The organism is Bradyrhizobium sp. LTSP885, from assembly GCF_000938305.1.
GTDB lineage: Bacteria > Pseudomonadota > Alphaproteobacteria > Rhizobiales > Xanthobacteraceae > Bradyrhizobium.
This window is the reverse complement of sequence record NZ_JYMT01000040.1, coordinates 140,472-160,513: the sequence shown is the minus strand read 5'-3', so window position 1 is coordinate 160,513 and position 20,042 is coordinate 140,472. Positions and strand designations below refer to the sequence as shown.

Here is a 20,042-nt window from a genome sequence, read left to right as displayed (position 1 = left end):
GCTTATAACCTCTGGCTTCCGGGTTCAGCCCTGTGGGCTGCCTCGGAATGACGGGGAGTACGTCTACTCTGCGCCCACCCAATTGCCGTGAAATCCATCCGGTACGCGATGGCCGAGATGCACCAGCGCCGCGGGGCCGGCTTCGACGTCGGTGGCGTTGAAGATTGCGAGGTCGCTGCGGTTCTCCCGTGCGCGCCAGACCACCGCCAGCAGCCAGCCGTCGCCTTCGACGGCCTCGGTGCCGCGCTCGACGAAAACCGGCTCGGAGATCGTGTCGCCGGCGGGCAGGAGATAGTGGCCGAGCCGCTTGCCCTTGCCGTCGACATGGACGATGCCCGACAGCGCGCCGAACATCGGCAGATCAGGGTTGGCGCAAGCGTACCAGCCGTGGTTGCTCGTCATTCCTGCGCGGCGATCGTCGACGCGGGGGAATTCGCCGGTGAGGTCGTCGAGATAGGTTTGCGTGAAGCGGTCGGTATTCCCTGCGAGATCGAAGGTCCAGCGGCAATAGCGCGCCCGGTTCTTGGTCGGATCGGTCGGCGAGCCGTCGGGATGGTTGAACAAGGGCGCTTCCTCGAATTGCATCACATCGGCGATGATGCGATTTCCCTCTTCCCACGCATTCATGACGTGGAACACGTAGCAGCTCTCGGCCCGGAACCAGATGATATCCTTTGACGCGCCGCTGCGCTTCATCACGCCGACATAGGCGCCTTTCTCCGGCTCCCAGGCATAGGGCGCCTGTCCCCGCATCGCGCGCTGCATGCTGCCGGTGATCGGCAGCACCGGGAACAGCACATGGTTGGTGGTGACGATGAAGTCATGCACCATGCTGGCATAGGGCGCGTCAAAACGCTCGAACCGCGTCACCACGCCGGATGCATTGACCGATCCGAAGGAGAGGGCAGGGGTCAATGGTCCGGCGGCGTTGTAGCCGAAGAACACCATTTCGCCGGTGACCGGGTCGATCTTGGGATGCGCGGTGAAGGGACCTGATATGGCGCCCTTGTAGTCGCAATAGCCCAGCCTGTTGAGCGTACCAGGCTCGATTTCGGTCGGCAGATGGCCTTCCTCCAGCGCCAGCAAACGGCCGCCGTGGAAGATGATGTTGGTGTTGGCGACGCCGCTATCGGTGACGGTCGTAGGCGGCGTATCCGGCAGTTTGCGGCCGAAGCCGCCGAACAGCGCGCGGCCGGCGTCGTGCTCGGCCTGCCATTTCGGGGTGCGGACCCAGCGGTTGCGATAGCTGGCGCGGCCGTTCTCAAGATGGAAGGCGTGCAGCATGCCGTCGCCGACGAACCAGTGCGCGCCCGGCGCTTCGAATTGCGGGTTGGGGCCGTTGCGATAGAGCGTGCCGTTCAGCTCGCGCGGCAATTCGCCGGTGACTTTAAGGAACGGCGCATCGCATTCCATCGGGATCGGCGCCAGATTGGTCCGCGCCGCATTTGAGGTCACCTGGTCGAGCACGTCGCGCCTCCTCCATTCTATCTTTACATCGTAAAGATATCAATAAGACTGGCGCACGGCACCGTCAAGCAAAATCTTTACAGTGTAAAAATTGCGTCATATAAGGGAGCGCATGGCAAGAATCTCCAGAGAAAACAAGGTGAGTCGTCCAACGAGGGTGCGGACCCGCCGGGTCGCGCGGGTTGCGGCCGATCGCCCCGCGTCACGGCGGCGGACCACCGACACGCCCTATCATCACGGCGACCTGCACGAGGCGCTGCTGAAAGCCGCCGAACTGGTGCTCGAGCGCGACGGCCTGCCGGGGCTCACATTGCGCGCGGTGGCGCGCGAGGCCGGCGTGTCGCACGCCGCACCGACGCATCATTTCGGCGATCTCACCGGCTTGCTCAGCGAACTCGCCGCGATCGGCTTCCGGCAATTCGGCAAGGCGATGGCGGCTGCGGACGCGTCCGCGCCCACTCCGTCCGAGAAGGGAATGGCGAGCGCCAAAGCCTATGTCGCCTATGCGCAGGCACATCCCGGCATGTATGGACTGATGTTCCGCAGCGAGCGGCTCGATCATGCGCGGCCGTCGCTGCATGAGGCGTCCGAAGCGTCGTTCGCAGGCCTGGCCCGCGGCGTCGGTGCCAGCCGACAAGAGCAGATTTCCAAGGAATCGTTTTCGCTGGACCAGGCTGCCGCGATCGCGTCCGCCTGGTCGCTGGTGCATGGGTTCACCATGCTGCTGCTCGACGGGCGCCTCTCGACAATTCTGGATCGCTCGCCCGAGGGGACCTCTGCGGAAATGTTGTTGGCCGCGATGCTGCGGCTGAACGCGAGCCGACCGCCGCGCCTGTAACGGACTTCCTTACATTCACCCTCACCCCGCGAGCGGCATCGGAGTCCGGTTCGCGCCCGCGGCGGTGAGCAGGCAAGCGGACCTTTTCAGATCCTCCGTCGCAGTTCCATCTCCGAAGCTCTCATACACGGGCACAAGGAACCCGACGGCCTCCTCGTTATTCCCCTCAGCGATTGCCATCTGCGCCATGTCATTCATTATCCGCAGCTCGAGGGTTCGCGCGCCGATCGCGCGGGCGTTTTCGCGTGCTCTGCCAAGCATAACGCGGGCGTGGTCTCGCATGCCGAGCGCGGCTATAGTCTGGGCCTTCACCCGAAGCAGCTCGGGCAGGCACCAGTTCTCCTTCGACTGGCGCTGCAATGTGAACGCGAATTCCACCGCTTCGTCGGCGTCGGCGGACCTGCCCCTCTCGAGAAGCGCTTCCGCCAGTACTCCGAGGTACATTGGAGTGCGCACCAGGAATCTGTCGCGAACAAGCTCTTCGACAGCTGACCGCATGTCGTCGACTGCGTTCAGGTCGCCCCGCGCGTGTCGAACGACGGAAGCGTAGAACCGGTGCACCGGCTCCCAGAGCGGGATGTTCTCGCGGTCGAGGTTACACCGAAGGATGGCCGAATACCGCTCCAGGGAGTCGATTTTGCCACTCCAGAGTGCGAGCGGCATGGCGGCGCCTGCCAGGATGTGGGACTGTCCCAACAGCTGGCCAATCTGCCCCGTCTTCAGCACGATCTCTTCGGCCATCGCAAGGGCGTGCTCGGGTCGGCCGGTCAGCCAAGCCGAAAATGCGAGCGTGGTGTAGATGCTGACGTACCTCTGCTCCTGATAGCGAGTGATGCTCGATGGGGGCATGCCATGGGCAAGTTCCTTGACGAGCCGTTCGAGCTTGGCCCGCACGTCGAGCAACTTGCCGAGATGCATCTCTGCCTGGGCAAGCAGTCGCTCCCCGTCGAGCAGCGATGCCCTGTCACCGGATTGAGCGGCGATCCGGCAGACGTCATCCAGGAGGCTGGCGGCCTGTTCGTGGCGGCCCGCCCCGATTAGGAAGTATGACCGACCGCACATGACCAGCAAGCGTTGACCAACGTCGCCGCTGCGTTCGGCGAAGTCGAGCGCGGTGCTCCAGGCGTCGTCCGTTTCGTCGTGGAACTGCCGGGCGAAGGTCATGCACCATGCCCGAGACGATGCGAGGGTTGCCTTCCGCCGTGGCGCGTCCGTTCCGGAGTTCGCTGAGCCGCCGGCCGACGGAATTGAGGATCTGCGCGGGAGAGAATTGATCGAGCTTCGCGGCTGCGATTTCGATCGCGAGCGGAAGGCCGTCCAGCGCGCGTGGGCAACCGCAATAGCGAGGCTGGTCTTCCCCACGCCGCCGGGGCCCACTAGGGTCACGAGTCGTGTAAAGTCGAGTGCTCGGGCCGCGCCCTCGACATCGCGCTGCCGGCCGACGAGGGTTGCGGGTGCGGGTAGGTTGGAGACAACCGGCTGCTGGTCTCTGGAAAAATCCGCAATCTGGATGCGTTGCGTCTGGACCGCCCCCACGAACTTGTATCCGTGTCCCACGACCGTCGCGATATAAGTTGCTTGGGGAAAGGTATCATCCAGCGCCTTTCGCAGACTGCGGATGTGGACCTTCAAGTTGCGTTCATCGACGACGATGTTCGGCCACGCCCACTCGATCAGGGTATTCTTGCTGACTTCCTCGCCGGCCCGCATCACCAGCAGGTGCAGAATGTCCAGCGCCCTGCCACCCAGCTTCACGGGTCGGCTATCCCGCTCGAGGACGTGCTGGCTCGGAATGAGCCTGAACGGGCCGAACACGAAGGCAACGTCAATCGATTTATCGAGCATCGCTTCGTTCTACTCCTAGCGTAGGACTTTACGACGACCGTGTGAGCTGCTCCCACAATTCCTTGGCCTTGCGCTGGCTGAGACGGTCGTCATGCGCGCCAGTCGATCCTCGTTTGCCCAAACAGGTCGGGACTCGCGACGGCTACGTGTGCATGCCGCTTAGGCACTGGTAGTTGTCACCTATCGATTTACCCCAATTTACTCGGTGAACACCGCCTCTGGCCCTACAGACTATCTTGCCCGGCATGACGGTCAAGCAGTCGCCGTACCAGAACTTGACCGCGCGATGCTGACGCCGATGCGTTTCCGCACCCAAAGGAGTCTATCATGCCATTTGCACGTATCGATCTGGCTAAGGGAAAGAGCCCCGAGTATCGCGCCACCTTGGCCGACGTCGTGTATGAGGGGATTGTCGGTGTCCTCAAGGCTCCGGACGGCGACCGTTTCATAGTCGTTGGCGAGCATTCACCCGAGAACTTGATTTACGATCCCAACTTTCTCGGCTGGAAGCGATCGCCTGACTTCGTCTTGATCCAGGTGACCAGCACTGTCGGCAACAATAAGGAGTCGAAGCTTGCCTTCTTCCGATATGTCGCTGACCAACTGAAGAGCAAGTTATCCATCCGCCCCGATGACATCATGATCAACATGGTCTTCGTTGACCGCGAGGATTGGTCATTCGGTAACGGCGAACCCTGGAATTAGCGGTTCATAGCCCGACACGATTCAGCGGATAGTCGACGGAGGCGCGGCGGCGAACCCCTCCTTTGCCGGGCTCGGCGGCTCGATCGGCGCCAGCCGTCACGAGCATATCCACGAAAGGGCGCTGTCGCTCGATCAGGCGGCTGCGATCGTTCAGCGCTTGGCCGGCGCGGTCGTGCGCCCGCTCTGGCCGATGGTCTTCAGTTCATCCTTGCCGCATGTGAAATCGCGCGCGACATCGTCGGCGGCCTGCCGCGCCAGGTCATTGGCATTGGGATTCGCCGTCACATCGACATAGGCGACGTGACAGACCGCCCCGGGTGGCAGCCGCGTCACCGCCAGGATTGACCTTGTCGCGGGCCGGCCATCCTTGTCCGGCTCGCTGTTGTCGGCGATTAGCCAGCGTTGAATGATCGCGAACGGGTTGCCGTCTGCAGTGCGCCACTCGAGCGTGTGCGCGGTCGAACTGAACGGGCCGAACCAGGCCTGGGCCGCAGGTTCCTTTGCCGCGGTCTGCCGGTTGCGGCCGACCGAGACCGTTTCGCGCAGGTCGCCTTCGCTGATTAGAACCACGAAACCCGATCTGCCAGGGCAGACCCGGGTGGCGCCGCCGTCATATTCGCTGGGCTTGCCGACCATGCGGCAATCCTTTGGCGCGGTCGACGTATAGAAGCTGCTGATCATTTCGGCGTCAGCCTGACCAAGGCTTATGCCGACAAACGCTGCAATGGCTGTTGCAAATGTGGCGCATTTCATCGGGAAAGCCTGCGATCCGGGCCGATCTTTGTGTCTGACGTGTGCAATCTGGGGAAGGTTCAGAAGAGATGCCGGAAACACCCTGACAGGCGCGCGGAATCGTCCTAGAAGGGCGGCTTCGCAACTTCTGTCGCCTGCACCTCGCGTGCCGTAGCCACGATTGTCATGCCCTCGACATCCCCAAACAAGCCCTATCGCGTCGGCCGTTCCCGTACCGGACTTGGTCTCTTCGCCACCAAGCCGATCAAGAAAGGCACCAAGATCATCCGATATTTCGGGCCGATCCTGGATTCCAAGAAAAAGGACGAGGACGCGATCGAGAACAAATATTTGTTCGAGCTTACCAACCGCTGGACCATTGACGGCTCGGTCCGCAAGAATGTCGCGCGCTACATCAATCACGCCTGCAAGCCGAATGCGGAATCCGACGTCCGCCCCCGCAAGCGCAAGGTGTTCATCCGCGCCATCAAGAACATCGAGCCGGGTGACGAGATCAATTACGACTACGGCACCGACTATTTCAAAGCCTATCTGAAGCCGATCGGCTGCAAGTGCGACGCCTGCGAGAAGAAGCGCAAGAAGCAGCGCGCGGAGGCGAGGGTGGAGCGGCTGCGGCTGAAGGAAAAGGCCGAGCGCAAGGCGCAGAGGAAGGCCGAGAAGCTCGCCAAGGAGAAGGCCGAGGCCAGGGCAAAGGCGAAGAAGACCCTCGCCAAGACCCTTGCCAAGACCGCTGCCAAGACTCCCGCCAAGGCGAACGGCAAGCTGAATGGCACGCACCTGAACGGCCATTCCTACGTCAAGGCTGCCGGCAAGACGGTCATCTCCCCGAAGCGCGGCTCCGCGCGAGCACTGCACGCCTGAGTCCCGTTCGGAACCAGACGCCGAGCGTCGTCATGACGCTCGTGTGGTCTTGCGGGACGGGCGCGGCAGCCAGGCGCATTCGGCGAGCGTCGTGCCGTCGAGTTCGCGCATGAAGGCCTCACGCGCCGCCGCAAGCTTCGCCTTCAGCCGGCAGCGCGGCAGCAGCACGCAGTCTCCGCCATCGTCCCTGAAACATTCGACCAGTGCGCTGCCGCCTTCCAGCGCGCGCACCACGTCGCCGAGCGTGATCGCCTGCGGCGCGCGCGCCAGCGAAAACCCGCCGCCGGCGCCGCGCTGGGTCGCGATGAACCCGGCCTCGGCGAGATCGCGCACCACCTTGGCGAGGTGATTGCGGGAGATGCCGAATTCGGCCGCGATCTCGCCGGTCGCAAACGACCGCTCCGGCTCTCCGGCCAGCCGCATCAGCGCCCGCAGCGCAAAATCCGTGAACGACGTCAGGTGCATGGAAGCCCTCCGAAAACCGAGCTTGGCGGATATCCCATAGCGGGTTAAATAGGTATCTGAAATACCTATTTAAGGAGACCGCGATGCCAGAGGCAGAGCACCGTGAACAGATCACCGCCGACATCGTCGCGCGGACCGGGATCACCGAGGCTGTTATCGAGCAGCTGGTGCACGGCTTCTACGCGAAGGTTCGCAGCGATGCGATGCTGGCGCCGGTGTTCGAGGCCAGGATTACCGATTGGGAACCGCATCTGAGGCAGATGTGCGCGTTCTGGTCTTCCGTCGCGCTGATGACCGGGCGTTATCACGGCACGCCGATGGTCAAGCACATGCCGTTGCCGATCGATGCCGCGCATTTCGACCGCTGGCTCGGCCTGTTCGAGGCGACCGCGCGCGAATTGTGGCCGCCGGCGGCGGCCGAGCATCTCGTCGAGCGCGCCCGGCGTATCGCCGCGAGCCTGGAGATGGGCGTCGCCAGCGGGCAGGGCGTCATGCTCGGCGTCGGCGAGAGATTTCGACGAAATCCTTCGTCATTCCGGGGCAGCCCGCAGGGCTGAGCCCGGAATCCATCGGGCCGCATGCTCTGTGGAGACATGGATTCTCAGATGCGCAATTGCGCATCATAGCTCGCGCCAAGGGGTGCGCCCCGGAATGACGACGATATGCCTCGAGCCCGATCACTCACCGCTCGCCGGCCTTCGGCAGCGTATCGAGCAGGGGCCGTGCCAGATGCAGGAGCGGCCAGACGACCGTGCTCTCATTCACGTTCGGCTCGGTCGCCGACAGCAGGATGCGGGTGAATGTCCAGTTTTGCGTATCCACGCCGACGATGGCGACGACCGTATCTGAGAGCACCGCGATCTCCCGGTTGCGCGCGATCTCGCGCGCAAAGGCCGCGGTCAGGTCGGCGTCGAGCGGGATGGCGAGATCTTCCGTGGCGGCGAAGCGGGCGTCGTGTGCGCCGCCCTTGCGCGCATCGAGCGCAAAGCGCGTCTCGATGTCAGAGCGGCCGAACGGATCGGTGACGATTTTGTAGCCGCCGCTCACCAGCCAGTCGCGGTACGCCGTGTCGTGGCGCCAGAGATAGAGCGAGGAGAAGCAGTTCGCCAGCGCGCCGAAGCGCCCGGCCTCGCGGAGCATGAAAGCCTTGAAATAGAGCTCGGGACGGACGTCCCAGATCGGGGCGCGCTCCTTGGTCAGCGCGCGGATGAATCCGAGGTCGTGATTTCTGGGCACGCGGTTCGCGTAGTGGGCAATGATCATGCTGTGTCTCCATGGCGGCTCTATTCTTGACAGCTTTGTCAAAATTGACAGGGCTGTCAAGAATGGCGTATCTGACCGCATGGTCGGCACCAGACAATTCGACGAGGACGCGCTGCTTGAGGCTGCGCTGGAGACCTTCTGGCAGAACGGATTTGCCGCGACCTCGATGATCGACGTGGCGGAAGCCACCGGCGTTCAGCGCGGCAGCCTCTACAACGCCTATGGCGACAAGGAGCGGCTGTTCCTGCTCGCCTTCGAGCGCTATTCGATCCGCTTTCTCGATTTCGTCAGGCAGGCGCTGGTGGACCCCGACCCTGTCGTTGCCCTGACGACCCTGTTCAAGGGCGTCGTCGCCAACATGACCGAGGGCGCCCCGTCGCGCGGCTGCCTGACGACGAGGACGGCGATCGAATTGCCGCTCGCCGGCAAGGCGATCGAGGCCCGGGTCAAGCGGCTGATCGAGGATCTCACCGCGCTGATCCGGGAGGCGCTGTCGACGCCGGCCGCGCGGCGACAGCTCAGTTGCGATCCCGCCATGGCCGCCGACCTCGTGGTCACCTTCACGCGGGGATTGGCGGTGATGGAGCGCGCCTTTCACAATCCGCAGCATCTGGACAAGATGTCGAAGCAATTCGTGCGGGTGCTGCTGCTGGACGGTAAGCGCGGTCGCTGAATCCGGAACTCACCCCGTCATCGCGAGCGAAGCGAAGCAATCCACCTCTCCGCTTGCCGGGAGATGGATTGCTTCGTCGCTTCAGCGCAAAATTGCTTTGCAATTTTGTCGCGAGCTCCTCGCAATGACGACGGGTGGTTTACGCCGCCACCGCACCCTCCCTCCTGCGCAGCCCGACATATTGCAACTCGGCGAACACGCCGGTGGCGATCGCTTGCGCTACGACCATGACGATCCCCAGCAAGTTCGGCGACACCGCACCCGAGAACAGCAGCGCGATGCTGGCGAGCGTCCAGGTGGCGTTGCCGGCCACCACGAGCATCACCAGCGCCTTCGGAATAGAGCTCCGCGTGCCGAGCCAGCCGACCAATGCGGTGTAGGCGATCAGGAACAGGCCGGTCTCGCGCAGCAGCGCTTCCGGCAGATTGAAGAACGGCGCCAGGGCGCCGGCGTCGAACGTCATCGCGACCGCGGATACGCCGCTGAAGACGGCGTCCGCAAGCAGGGCGCGGCGCAGCAATTGAGATGAATGGATCATGGCAGTGTGTCCTCTCGTTGGGGTTGGGGTATCAGCGGAACCAGGATTGGAGCTGCTGGCACAGTGCCCGACCGACCCGCATCTCCACCGCGTAGACCTGGGCGGCCACGAACACGCCTGTGTCGTGGACGATCGGCTGCGGCATGTTGAGGGAACGCGCGACCAGCCAGGTGGCCAGATGGACCAGCCACGGGACAAGGACGGCGAGGGCGCGGATAACGGACAGCATCAGCATGGTCATCTCCTGTGGTCAGGAAGATGACCGGCCGCGCGCGGCAATTCGATTACCTCGCACGTAATGGAATGGATGAAATCCGCATGGTAGGTTTTGCACCATGAACGCACATGCATCCGCGGCCCGGGCCGCAACAGCACACCCCATCCATATCGGCGAGCACCTGCGCGAGTGGCGGCAGCGCCGCCATCTCAGCCAGCTCGACCTCGCCGGCGACGCCGAAATCTCGGCGCGGCATTTGAGCTTTGTCGAGACCGGCCGCTCGGCGCCGTCGCGCGACATGGTCCTCAAACTGGCGGAGCGCCTCGACGTGCCCTTACGCGAACGCAACGTGCTGCTGGTCGCGGCGGGTTTTGCCCCCGCATTCCCGCAACGCTCGCTGGACGATCCGGCGCTGCGATCGGCGCGCGAGGCGATCAATCTGGTGCTGAAGGCGCATGAGCCCAATCCGGCGCTGGCCTACGACCGGCACTGGAATCTGGTCTCCGCCAACCGCATGGTGGCGCCGCTGCTCGACGGCGTGCCGCAGCGGCTGCTCGGGCAACCCTTCAACATCCTGCGGCTTGCGTTCCATCCCGAGGGCCTGGCGCCGCGCACCGTCAATTTGCCCGAATGGGCCGCGCATCTGCTGGAGCGGCTGCACCGGCAATGCGAGGCGACCGCCGATCCGGAATTGATAAAGCTCTATCAGGACCTGAAATCCTACCCGATCCCGGCGCGCTCAGGGCCGATCTCCGACAACAATGTCGCGATCCCGTTCAAGCTGCGCCACCAGGGCGAGGTGCTGAGCTTCATCTCGACCACGATGGTGTTCGGCACCCCGGTCGACATCACGCTGCAGGAACTGGCGCTGGAGACCTTCTTCCCGGCCGACGATCTCACCGCGGAGCGGCTGCGGCAGATGGCAGCCAGTATGAAATAGCGGCTTGCACGGGCGCGCTTTCTGCCTATTTTCCGGGTTCCATTCCTGCCGGGAGACCGCCAAGGAGACTGCCATGAGCGCCCTGAAGCCGCTTCGCCTCGACATCGTCTCGGATGTCGTCTGCCCCTGGTGCTATATCGGCAAGCACCGGATCGAGGACGCGCTGAAGCTGGTGCCTGATGTGCCGGTCGAGGTGCACTGGCGGCCGTTCTTTCTCAACAACTGGATCCCGCGCGAAGGCATCAGCCGCGACGAATATCTCACCGCCAAGTTCGGCTCGGTCGAGGCCTACAAGGGCATCGCCGGCCGTGTGGTCGCGGCCGCCGGCGAGGAGGGGCTGAGCTATCGCCCCGATCTGGTCAAGCGCCAGCCCAACACCATCGACTGCCACCGCCTGATCCTCTGGGCCGAGGCCAAGGGCAAGGCGGCCGAGATGAAGCAGCGGCTGATGGAATTGTATTTCCGCGACGGTGGCGATCTCACTGACACCGACGTGCTGGTGCAGGCGGCGGCCGATGTCGGGCTCGATGCCGACGATGTGCGCAAGCGCCTTGCGAGCGATGAGGATGTCGCCCGCGTCTCGGCGGACGCCCAGGAAGCCGCCGAGAAGGGCATATCGGGCGTGCCAACCTTCGTGTTCGCGCAGAAATACGCGGTCTCAGGCGCGCAGCCGGCCGACCAGCTCGCCCGCGCTATCCGCGAGGTCTCGGCCGAGATCAACGCGCAGGCGGCAGAGTAGGCCGTAATCCTTCCCAAGGCCCGGCTCGCGCCGGGCTTTTCGTATGTCGACAACAAACAGAATCAGGGAGACGATCATGATCTACGAGCTGCGCACCTACACAGTGAGACCCGGCACCGTCGGCGAGATGGTCAAGGCCGCGAGCACGATCTCGCGCGAGATCCGCGGCGACACTTTCGGCAAGCTGGAAGGCTACTGGATCACCGAGATCGGCCCGCTCAACCAGGTCATGCACATGTGGAGCTACGCCGATCTCAACGAGCGGGCGCGGCTGCGCGCCGAACTCGCGAAGAATGCGCGCTGGACCGGCGAATACATTCCGGCGATCCGTCCGCTCCTGGTGCACCAGCAGGTCCGCCTGCTCAACGCCATCATCCCGCCGGTTAAGCCGGCGACGAGCAGCAACATCTACGAATTCCGTAACTACCGCGCCAAGCCGCTCGGCGCCGCCAAGCAATGGCTCGACCTGATCACGGGCGTGATGCCGGCGCGCGAGAAACATTCGAAGATCGTCGGCCTCTGGCAGACCGATGCGGGGCAGCCGAACGAGGTCTGTCACATCTGGGCCTATCCGAGCCTCAACGCCCGCGCCGAAGCGCGCGGCAATGCGCTGAAGGATCCGGCCTGGCAGGAGTTTCTGGGCAAGGCCACGCAGCACCTGGAAGAGATGCACTCGACCATCATGCTGCCGGCGCCGCATTCGCCGTTGCAGTGACGGGCGGCGAGTGCGCGTATTGTAAGTAGAGCGGATTAGCCGAAGGCGTAATCCGCCATTCGTGTGGAGATGCGACGGATTACGCCTTGCTGATCCGCCCTACGATTTGCACGACCACATAGTCGGAGAGCGTCAATGACCGCGAATGATCGACCGCAAGTGACCAGGAAAGGTCACGAGCACGGCAACACCGGTCAATCGGGCGGTTTGAAGCTCACGACTGGGGTCGGACCGCAGCACACATCGGCGAGCAAAATCTGGTTTGGCAAGGCCAGCAACCCGCCTGGCTTCCGTTCCTTACCGCATCATCATGGCGAAGCCGAGACTGGCGCTTATGTGCTGTCGGGGCGCGCCCGCGTCTATTTCGGAAAGGACTTTCAGGAGTACGTTGATCTATCGGAAGGCGATTTCATGTTCGTGCCGCCCTATATCCCGCACCTCGAAGTCAACATGAGCACGACGGAAGAGCTTTGGTGGCTGGCCTGCCGGACGCCGGAGAACATCGTGGTGAACCTGCCCGATGTCGAGGACTCCTCGCTCGCAGGTTATCGTCGGGCTTGAAGTTGGCGCCGGGGCGCAATGCCTGAGGCCTCCAACGCCCACGCCCTAGCCGGACTTGCGGCGCCCGCTGCGGATGAAGTGGGCAGCGCCGCGCGCAGCCTCGTAGCCGAGGCTGTGCATCCTCACGGCGGCATGGATGACCGGCACCAGCGGATCGCGGCGGCGCAGCGGAATCAGCACGTCGCCGATCGCGAAGCGTTCGCGCCAGATCGGGTCGATCATGGGGTGGCCGGGCGCCGCGGTGGAATCGGCTGACGCGATCGCGGAATCGGCGCAGAGGTGGCGTGTCAGGTCCAGCGTGAGCTGTGTGCCCGGCGAATATTTCGCAAAGCGCTGGTCGATACCGATCTTGAAGAAGAAAGCGCGGTCCTGGTGGCGCACGACGATGCCGCCCGCGACTGGCGTCTCTCCAGCATGCAACGTGATGATCTCGCAGCCGCCGGCTTCGGCCATCGCCACTGTCGCGCGGCGGATGAACGCGGCGTCGCCGGCGTGCTGGCTCAATGCGGTGCCGCGCTTGCTCTTCCAGCCGCCGGCTTCCAGATTGAGGAAAATCTCGAGCGCGGATGCGACCTCGCGCGGGGTGCGGGCGACGTCGAAGCGTACCGCGCCGTGGTCGGCGAGGCGGTTGCGCAGGCGGCGCAGCTCTTTCAGCTTCTTCGCGCCCAGCGCATCGCGCAGCAATTCATCCGCATCGCGCGTCGCGTCCAGCGCGGCGCGCGCATAGGCGCTCAGCACGCGCGGACGCAAGCCGTCGCGCGCCAGCGCGGCCTCGATCGCGGCCATGGCGGGGCCTTGAAGCGACATCGTGCGCAGGATCAGCGCATGGGCGCCGGCATTGCGCGCCTGCCGCAGCAATTGTGCCGCGGCATCCTCCGCCGCGTCGCGATCGAGCAACGGCGTGCACAGCGTGCCGTAGGGCTCGGCGCCGACCAGGGCGGGCAGGGGGAGCTTATAGATGCGCTGCATCGGGAACACCGGCAGCAGGCCGATCAGTTGGCCGGCCTCATTCACGGCGCTGAGCGCCGCGGCGCCGGTGCGGCCGCGCGCGGAGGCATCGACCGCCAATTCCCAGTCGGGCTGGTAGTAACCGTTGGCCTCGACCGCGCGCTCGGCGAGCGCACGCCACGGGCCAACCGGAATGTCAGTCAGCGGCGGCAGCGCATGCGCATCCGCAGCATCGTTATCAGATGCACGGTGGAGCACCGCATGGTTGGCAAGTTCGGCCACGTCCCGTTTCCCCGTGCGCGAGGCGTCCCCCGGGTCGGCCTGCGCGCATCAGCGGCAATGTTAGCTGAAGGAAATGGACAATGCCGTTGAGGCCGTCAGGCAATTTGAATGGTAATGTTAACGGACCGTTCAGCATGGGGCCGCCGATGGCGCTCGTGTCAGAGGGCCGTCCGACACCCTCACCGTAATTTCGCAAGCCTAGCGCGGCCGGCTCGCGTCATCGGCATTGTGCAAATCGAAAACAACGCCTTCGCCGTACTCTGACTCCAGCTTCCTTTTCGCATCGTCCAGGCTTTCCGCCTGAATGCTCACGCGCAGACCCGGCTTCGTTTCGTCATCCCAGATGATCGCCTCGTATCTTCTCATTTCAGAGACTGGTTGGCCAGGAATTTCAGGATCAGATCCGCAATCTCATCGTTCTTCTCGTCGAAAGCGAAGTGGCCCGCGTCGAGTTGATGCACTTCGGCATCCGGAACGTCGCGCTTGTAGGCGTCTCCGCCGGCCGCGATGAACGAAGGATCGTTTTTTCCCCAGGCGACGAGTGTCGGAGGCTTGTGCTCGCGCAGCCAGCTTTGCCACGCCGGATACGAAGCGACGTTGGTCCGGTAGTCGTAGAGAAGAGCCGACTGGATCTCGCGCTGCCCCGGTTGCTGCAAATGGGCGTATTCGTCGGTCCAGGTGTCGGGATTGTAGCGTTCCGGATGCGAAGTCCCGAGGGTGTGACGTTGCTCGGTCGCGGCCTGCGACACGAACGCGTCGAAAACTTCGGGGTGGGCTTTCGGATCGGCCCAGTACTGCGCGATCACGGCCCATTTGGCGCCCAAACCCTCGCTGTAGGCGTTGGCATTCTGGACGACGAGAGCCTGCACCCGCTGCGGACGCGCCGCCATCACGCGGAAGCCGACCGGACCGCCGTAATCGTGAAGATAGAAGACGCATTTGTCGATTCCGAGCTGATCGAGCAACGCGCTCGTCGTCTGCGCCAGATGATCGAACGTGTAAGCGTACGACGAAGGCGGTGGCGCATCGCTGTGCCCAAAACCGGGAAAATCCGGCGCGATGAGGTGATACCGTGTCGCCAGCAGCGGAATCAGGGGATCGAACTCGCGCGAGGAGGACGGAAACCCGTGCAACAGAACGATCGTCGGCGCGCCCTTCGGGCCGGCCTCGCGATAAAAGATGCCGACGCCATCGACCGTCACGCGGTGATAGGTCGTGGTTGCCGAAGTCGACGGCAGTGGATGAGCCTGACCGGCATCGGCCGCGATCAGCGCGGCGGCAGTCGCCAAAACAGCCTTTGCTTTCATGCTCACGTTCTTCCTTAGGGGTCTCGGTGCGATAGGTCATTAAATGACCCGATGCCCCCATACCACGATCTTATGGTTGGTAAGTCGATCGGTGATTCCTCAACCATCTCGCGCAGCCGAGACGACCAATATGTCTCTCCTGCATCCTCCAACAAGACGCTTGCCTTCGTAAGCGCATCGCGCAGCATGCGCTCAGCTTCACTAGCACGGGTCATCGGTTGTTCAACAACACAGCGGCGACATATTGGAGATAGTTCCTGGGCGGATTGGAGCCAACGACGTCATCACCATTGTGCGTTGCACGCCGGTGTCTCGCCTTCGCAGGGACGACAGCGGAGTTAGACGCAAGCCATCGATCTCACCGCGCGGCCGTCGTGCCCACCGGAGCGGAGCTCTCGATCGGCTCGTAGGTCTCCGTCAGGCAGTTGTCGTCGGCCTCGGCCTGCCGGCGATCGGAGACCACGCCGTTGTCGATGAAGACGCGATAGGTCTGGGTGCCGAGCGGCTTGCCGATCACCGATGTCAGCTCGGCGCGCACGCAGGCGGTCCAGCCGCGACCGCGCAGATCATGCAGCGGTGCCGAGACCCGCACATGGGTCGGCTGCGAACCCGCGGTGAACACCGACTCCAGCTTGGCGCCGACCAGTTGCTTGACGTCTGGCGGCGTTTCGAGCGGCGCCATATCGGTGGCTTTGACCTTCAAAATATCCGGCCACACCGCGTGGCTGTCCGCCAGCCCGCAGCCGCTTAGCACCATCGTGGCGCCGGTCAGCAGCGCCGCAATACAAACTCGTCCCTGTCCCATGGAATTTATTTAATGTGCAGCCGCCAAGATTGCGCCCCCCTGATGGGGTTGAATTCGCATCGCCCGGCGCGCTTTGTCGATCAACAAATGCTGATAGACAAGTCATCGTCGGCATGTTGGTGTTGCCGGATGTTTCTGCGGCCTGCCGGGAGAGGTTGACATGAAGAGGTTGACGATTGCGGCCGTCGTTCTGGCAATGATTGCGACCCCGACGCTGGCGCAGGGCCGGCGAGGAGGGGGCGGGGGCGACGACAAGAAGACGGACACCAAACCCAAGGTCGATGACAAGGCCTACAAGGCCGCGCTCGAACGCATCCCCGAGCCCAAGGAGAAATACGACCCCTGGGGCGTCACCAAGCCGGCCGCCGATCCCGCCAAGAAGCCGAAATAGGTCCCGATACGGCATGGCCTCGCACCTCCCGGATCAAGCGTTGAATCCGGCCGCTGCGACGCTTCACATTGACGCGCAGGCATGAACCTTCGCCTGGAGCATCCCGACCAAATCCAGACTCGATTGTCGGGAGGTCGCCATGATCAGCCGCACACTGCTCAGCCTGCTTGTATCAGCCGCGATCCTGCTCGGCGGCTGGCCGGCATCAGCGGAAAACCGCCTTGCGTTGGTCATCGGGCAATCCGCCTACAAGTCGGTCCCCGCGTTGCCCAATCCGGCCAATGACGCAAAGGCCATGTCACAGATGCTGACCGAGTCAGGATTTGCCGTGACATCAGCGTCCGATCTGTCGCAGGACGAGATGCGTGCACGCATCAGCGATTTCGCCGGCCAGGTCGCCGCGAAGGGGGCCGACACCGTGGCGCTGGTGTTTTATGCCGGCCATGGCCTGCAGATCGACGGCGAGAACTATCTGGTGCCGGTCGATGTCGATCCGAAGCGGGAAGCCGACATCCCGCTCCAGGCGGTCCGCCTCAACGATATCCTGAACACGCTGACCTCGGTGCCGAGCCGGATGCGGATCCTGCTGCTCGATGCCTGCCGCAACAACCCGTTCCCCGAGCTCGGCAAGAGCACGGGCCACGGGCTTGCCATCATCGATGCCAAGGTCGGGGTACCCGGCACGTTCGTGTCGTACTCGACCTCACCGGGTGCGGAAGCCGAGGACGGCAGCGGCGCCAACAGCCCCTACACGACGGCGTTGCTGGCTTCCGCGAAGGAGAAGGGAATTCCGATCGAGGACACCTTCAAGCGCGTCCGTCTCGCCGTGAACAAGGCGACCGATGGCCGGCAGACGCCGTGGGACTCGTCGTCGCTCACCGAGGATTTCAGCTTCGCGGCCGGCGTGGGGCCATCGCAAGCGGCAGGCCCGAAGCCTGCCGCGGCCAAACGCACCGTCGAGGAATGGAAGCGCGACTTGCAGGGCAAGCCGGTCGAGGCCGCCAACGAGCTGATCGTGGTCGACGGCACCGATGAAGCCTATGCGGCATTCGCCGTGCTCTACGCTGGCACGCCGCGCGGCTTGCAGGCGCGCGACTGGCTCGACCGCCATCGCCGAATGGTGGCGTGGAATGACGCGGTTCTCGTCAACAATGCCGCGGCCTACCGCGCCTTCCTCGCGCAATATCCCGATAGCGACCTGACCGCGACCGCCAACAAGATGATCGAACGGCTGCGCTACCGTCCCGACGCGATCGCCGCGGCGATCAGCCTGCCTGCGACCAATGTCGCGCTGGCGGCGCCGATCTGTCCCTGCAACAGCGCGCCGCCGCAGCAGCTGCAGAAGGCCGATATCCCCGCGCCGAAGGCCGACATCCCGGCGAAGAAGCGCGTCGATCCCACTCCGCCGAAGCGCGCAGGCAAGCGGCCGCCGCGCTATGTCGATGGCGACGAGGTCGTCGTGGTGCGCCGTCCGCCGGTCGTGGTCTACGAGCCCGCAGGCCCGCCGGTCGGCGTCGGGGTTGGCTTCGGCGGCGGGNGTATGGCGGCCGCTTCGGCGGCGGCGGCTTCCGCAGGGGTGGATACTGAGCCGCCGATGGCTTACATCGTCGGCTGCGAGATGCGGCAGCTTCTTGATTGATCGCATCGGCCGGAGGAAGCGATGCGATCCCTGTTTCGGCTGCTTGCTGTGCTGCTGCTCGGTGCGTCGCCCGCGTTGGCCTGGGAGCATTGGGGCGGAGACCGCGGGGGCATGCGCTTCTCGCCGCTCGCGCAGATCACGCCTGACAATGTCGGTACTCTCGTGCGCGCCTGGGACTTCCGCACCGGCGATCTCGACGTCCGTGCGCCCGAGGTCATGAAGCGCACCAAGTTCGAGACCACGCCGCTGGTCGTCGAGGACAGCCTGATCTTCTGCACGCCGTTCAACGAGGTGATCGCGCTCGATCCCGGCACGGGAGTGCAGAAGTGGCGCTACGATCCGAAGATCAGCACCGCGCAGCGTCCGGCCAACCGTTATGTCTGCCGCGGCGTCGCCTATTGGGTCGATGATCGTGCGGCGGAAGGCAGTGCCTGCCGGTCGCGGATCTTCACCGGCACCAACGACGTGCGCCTGATCGCGCTCGACGCCAAAACCGGCCAGCCCTGCGCCGAGTTCGGCACAGGCGGCGAGATCAGGATCGACGCCGGGATCAAGCTGGAATGGCCCGGCGAGTTTCAGATCACGTCGGCACCGGTAATGGGGCGCGGCGTCGTCGTGGTGGGATCGTCGATATCGGACAACCGCCGCGTGGACGCGCCGCTCGGCACCGTGCGCGCCTATGACGCCCGGACCGGGCAGCCGCGCTGGACCTTCGACCCGCTGGTGCATGAGGGGGTCAGCGCTGGCGGGAGCAACGTCTGGGCGCCGATGTCGGTGGACGAGGGGCGCGGCCTGGTGTTTCTGCCGACGACCTCGCCGAGCCCTGATTTCTGGGGCGGCAAGCGTCCGGGCAACAACGAACATGCCAACTCCGTGGTGGCGCTGCGGATCGCGACCGGCGAACTGGTCTGGGCGTTCCAGACCGTGCATCACGACGTCTGGGATTATGACCTGCCGGCGCAGCCGACGCTGGCGCGGATCGATACCGGCGACGGCATGCGCGACGTCGTGATCCAGCCGACCAAGCAGGGCTTCGTGTTCGTGCTCGACCGCGACACCGGCAAACCGGTCTGGCCGGTCGAGGAGCGCGCGGTGCCGCAGGGCGGCGCGGAGGGTGAGCTGCTGTCGCCGACGCAGCCATTCCCAACCCATGTGCCGCCGCTGCTGACGCAGCGCATCTCCGCCGATGATGCGTTCAGCCTGTTGCCTGGATTTGGCGGCGCCTGCAAAAAGCTGCTCGCCGACGCCCGCAATGAAGGCCTGTTCACGCCGCCATCGACGCAGGGAACGGTGGTCTATCCGATGACCGGCGGCGGCGTGAACTGGGGCAGTGCGGCATTCGATCCGGTCAACCAGATCCTCTACGCCAACACCAGCCATGCCGTGCACATGATCAAGCTGATCCCGCGCGAGGAGGCCAAGGGCTTCAGCCCACCGCCCGGCCATGATTTCGGCCGGCAGGAAGGCGCGCCGTTTGGGATGTCGCGGTCCGTTGCGATGTCGCCGCTCGGCTTGCTCTGCAACAAGCCGCCATGGGGCGAGATGGTGGCGGTCGACCTGAAGGCTGGCAAGATCCTCTGGCATTCGACCGTCGGCACCAGCGAGGATGTGGCGCCGCTCGGCATCGCGTTCCATTGGGGCACGCCGCTGCTCAGCGGCGTCGCGATCACCGCGGGCGGCCTGGTGTTCACCGGCGCGATGGATGCCTATCTGCGCGCGTTCGATGCCAAATCGGGCCGCGAGCTGTGGCAGGGCCGCTTGCCGGTGCCGGGCATCGCCAATCCGATGACCTATCTCTGGAAGGGCGACCAATATGTCGCGATCGGCGCCGGCGGCCATTCCGAAGCCGGCACCTCGATCGGCGACAGCGTGGTGGCGTTCCGCCTGCCGCGCCAGGGCGAGGGGATGTCGCTGTGGTCGCGCCTGATCGACCGTCCCGGCGGGCGCTTTGCCGGCAAGGCGGCCGCGGCCGGTCTTGTGCTGATCGCGCTCGTCGCGCTGCTGTGCCGCTGGCGGCGGAGGCGCCGCGTGAAAGCCGTCTGATGTCGCTTTCTCAATCCGTGCAGCGAAACGACGTGCGGTTTGATCTG

General features: G+C 64.4%; 23 protein-coding genes and 1 pseudogene. 12 read left to right on the top strand and 12 right to left on the bottom strand.

The features are described 5' to 3' along the window. Window positions 1-63: 63 nt before the first annotated feature. Window positions 64-1,413, bottom strand: coding sequence for a carotenoid oxygenase family protein (locus UP09_RS27995; protein ID WP_044541661.1), 1,350 nt, complete (start codon window positions 1,411-1,413; stop codon window positions 64-66). Window positions 1,414-1,579: 166 nt separating this feature from the next. On the opposite strand from UP09_RS27995, the gene UP09_RS27990 reads away from it, so the two are divergent. Next, a complete protein-coding gene (locus UP09_RS27990) occupies window positions 1,580-2,305 on the top strand; it encodes a TetR/AcrR family transcriptional regulator (protein WP_156164809.1) in 726 nt (241 codons plus the stop codon). A gap of 21 nt (window positions 2,306-2,326) precedes the next feature. Here UP09_RS27990 and UP09_RS27985 read toward each other — a convergent pair whose 3' ends face one another. After that, window positions 2,327-4,150: a winged helix-turn-helix domain-containing protein gene (locus tag UP09_RS27985; RefSeq protein WP_044541566.1), complete on the bottom strand. Its 1,824-nt coding sequence runs from the start codon at window positions 4,148-4,150 to the stop codon at window positions 2,327-2,329. A gap of 327 nt (window positions 4,151-4,477) precedes the next feature. Between UP09_RS27985 and UP09_RS27980 the strand changes: the two genes are divergently transcribed. Further along, the gene (locus tag UP09_RS27980; RefSeq protein ID WP_044541565.1) at window positions 4,478-4,855 is read left to right on the top strand and encodes a tautomerase family protein; all 378 of its coding nucleotides are present in this window, start codon (window positions 4,478-4,480) and stop codon (window positions 4,853-4,855) included. Window positions 4,856-5,005: 150 nt separating this feature from the next. On the opposite strand, the gene UP09_RS27975 is transcribed toward UP09_RS27980, so the two are convergent. After that, window positions 5,006-5,608, bottom strand: a complete 603-nt coding sequence (locus tag UP09_RS27975) for a hypothetical protein (RefSeq protein WP_044541564.1) — start codon at window positions 5,606-5,608, stop codon at window positions 5,006-5,008. A 165-nt stretch (window positions 5,609-5,773) separates the two neighbouring features. Here UP09_RS27975 and UP09_RS27970 point away from each other — a divergent pair, with 165 nt between their 5' ends. Then, entirely contained in the window at window positions 5,774-6,469 is a 696-nt protein-coding gene (locus tag UP09_RS27970) for an SET domain-containing protein (protein ID WP_044541563.1), read from the top strand. Between the two features lie 30 nt (window positions 6,470-6,499). Here UP09_RS27970 and UP09_RS27965 read toward each other — a convergent pair whose 3' ends face one another. Next, window positions 6,500-6,934, bottom strand: coding sequence for an RrF2 family transcriptional regulator (locus tag UP09_RS27965; RefSeq protein ID WP_044541562.1), 435 nt, complete (start codon window positions 6,932-6,934; stop codon window positions 6,500-6,502). Between the two features lie 83 nt (window positions 6,935-7,017). Between UP09_RS27965 and UP09_RS27960 the strand changes: the two genes are divergently transcribed. Then, entirely contained in the window at window positions 7,018-7,491 is a 474-nt protein-coding gene (locus tag UP09_RS27960; protein WP_044541561.1) for a group III truncated hemoglobin, read from the top strand. Window positions 7,492-7,615: 124 nt separating this feature from the next. Here the strand turns inward: UP09_RS27960 and UP09_RS27955 are convergent, their stop codons facing one another. Continuing rightward, complete coding sequence (locus UP09_RS27955) at window positions 7,616-8,197, bottom strand: DUF4865 family protein (RefSeq protein WP_044541560.1); 582 nt, start codon at window positions 8,195-8,197, stop codon at window positions 7,616-7,618. A gap of 79 nt (window positions 8,198-8,276) precedes the next feature. On the opposite strand from UP09_RS27955, the gene UP09_RS27950 reads away from it, so the two are divergent. Then, window positions 8,277-8,870 carry a TetR/AcrR family transcriptional regulator gene (locus UP09_RS27950; protein WP_044541559.1) on the top strand — a complete coding sequence of 198 codons (594 nt, stop codon included), beginning with the start codon at window positions 8,277-8,279 and terminating at the stop codon, window positions 8,868-8,870. Between the two features lie 139 nt (window positions 8,871-9,009). Here UP09_RS27950 and UP09_RS27945 read toward each other — a convergent pair whose 3' ends face one another. Further along, complete coding sequence (locus UP09_RS27945; RefSeq protein WP_044541558.1) at window positions 9,010-9,408, bottom strand: hypothetical protein; 399 nt, start codon at window positions 9,406-9,408, stop codon at window positions 9,010-9,012. Window positions 9,409-9,439: 31 nt separating this feature from the next. After that, window positions 9,440-9,649, bottom strand: a complete 210-nt coding sequence (locus UP09_RS27940) for a hypothetical protein (RefSeq protein ID WP_044541557.1) — start codon at window positions 9,647-9,649, stop codon at window positions 9,440-9,442. Between the two features lie 94 nt (window positions 9,650-9,743). On the opposite strand from UP09_RS27940, the gene UP09_RS27935 reads away from it, so the two are divergent. From UP09_RS27935 to UP09_RS27920, 4 genes are all read left to right on the top strand, one after another. Continuing rightward, window positions 9,744-10,565 carry a helix-turn-helix domain-containing protein gene (locus UP09_RS27935; RefSeq protein WP_044541556.1) on the top strand — a complete coding sequence of 274 codons (822 nt, stop codon included), beginning with the start codon at window positions 9,744-9,746 and terminating at the stop codon, window positions 10,563-10,565. Between the two features lie 73 nt (window positions 10,566-10,638). Next, window positions 10,639-11,304 carry a DsbA family oxidoreductase gene (locus tag UP09_RS27930; RefSeq protein WP_044541555.1) on the top strand — a complete coding sequence of 222 codons (666 nt, stop codon included), beginning with the start codon at window positions 10,639-10,641 and terminating at the stop codon, window positions 11,302-11,304. A 76-nt stretch (window positions 11,305-11,380) separates the two neighbouring features. Further along, window positions 11,381-12,019: an NIPSNAP family protein gene (locus UP09_RS27925; protein ID WP_044541554.1), complete on the top strand. Its 639-nt coding sequence runs from the start codon at window positions 11,381-11,383 to the stop codon at window positions 12,017-12,019. 135 nt (window positions 12,020-12,154) lie between these two features. Continuing rightward, on the top strand, window positions 12,155-12,580 hold the full coding sequence (locus UP09_RS27920) for a cupin domain-containing protein (RefSeq protein WP_044541553.1): 426 nt from the start codon (window positions 12,155-12,157) through the stop codon (window positions 12,578-12,580). Window positions 12,581-12,625: 45 nt separating this feature from the next. On the opposite strand, the gene UP09_RS27915 is transcribed toward UP09_RS27920, so the two are convergent. The 5 genes from UP09_RS27915 to UP09_RS27905 all read right to left on the bottom strand — a co-directional run bounded on the left by UP09_RS27915 (window position 12,626) and on the right by UP09_RS27905 (window position 15,922). Further along, entirely contained in the window at window positions 12,626-13,810 is a 1,185-nt protein-coding gene (locus UP09_RS27915; RefSeq protein WP_044541552.1) for a GNAT family N-acetyltransferase, read from the bottom strand. 198 nt (window positions 13,811-14,008) lie between these two features. After that, on the bottom strand, window positions 14,009-14,176 hold the full coding sequence (locus UP09_RS37795) for a hypothetical protein (protein ID WP_156164807.1): 168 nt from the start codon (window positions 14,174-14,176) through the stop codon (window positions 14,009-14,011). Then, a complete protein-coding gene (locus UP09_RS27910) occupies window positions 14,173-15,117 on the bottom strand; it encodes an alpha/beta fold hydrolase (RefSeq protein WP_044541551.1) in 945 nt (314 codons plus the stop codon). The genes UP09_RS37795 and UP09_RS27910 overlap by 4 nt, the downstream gene beginning before the upstream one ends. A gap of 14 nt (window positions 15,118-15,131) precedes the next feature. Then, window positions 15,132-15,305, bottom strand: a complete 174-nt coding sequence (locus UP09_RS39050) for a DUF6966 domain-containing protein (protein WP_502689094.1) — start codon at window positions 15,303-15,305, stop codon at window positions 15,132-15,134. A gap of 170 nt (window positions 15,306-15,475) precedes the next feature. Beyond that, on the bottom strand, window positions 15,476-15,922 hold the full coding sequence (locus tag UP09_RS27905; protein WP_044541550.1) for a hypothetical protein: 447 nt from the start codon (window positions 15,920-15,922) through the stop codon (window positions 15,476-15,478). A gap of 160 nt (window positions 15,923-16,082) precedes the next feature. On the opposite strand from UP09_RS27905, the gene UP09_RS27900 reads away from it, so the two are divergent. The 3 genes and pseudogenes from UP09_RS27900 to UP09_RS27890 all read left to right on the top strand — a co-directional run bounded on the left by UP09_RS27900 (window position 16,083) and on the right by UP09_RS27890 (window position 19,995). Further along, window positions 16,083-16,313, top strand: a complete 231-nt coding sequence (locus tag UP09_RS27900; RefSeq protein WP_044541548.1) for a hypothetical protein — start codon at window positions 16,083-16,085, stop codon at window positions 16,311-16,313. 139 nt (window positions 16,314-16,452) lie between these two features. After that, a pseudogene (locus UP09_RS27895) lies at window positions 16,453-17,850 on the top strand (caspase family protein); the annotation flags it as partial. A gap of 123 nt (window positions 17,851-17,973) precedes the next feature. After that, on the top strand, window positions 17,974-19,995 hold the full coding sequence (locus UP09_RS27890; RefSeq protein ID WP_044541547.1) for a pyrroloquinoline quinone-dependent dehydrogenase: 2,022 nt from the start codon (window positions 17,974-17,976) through the stop codon (window positions 19,993-19,995). Window positions 19,996-20,042: the final 47 nt, after the last annotated feature.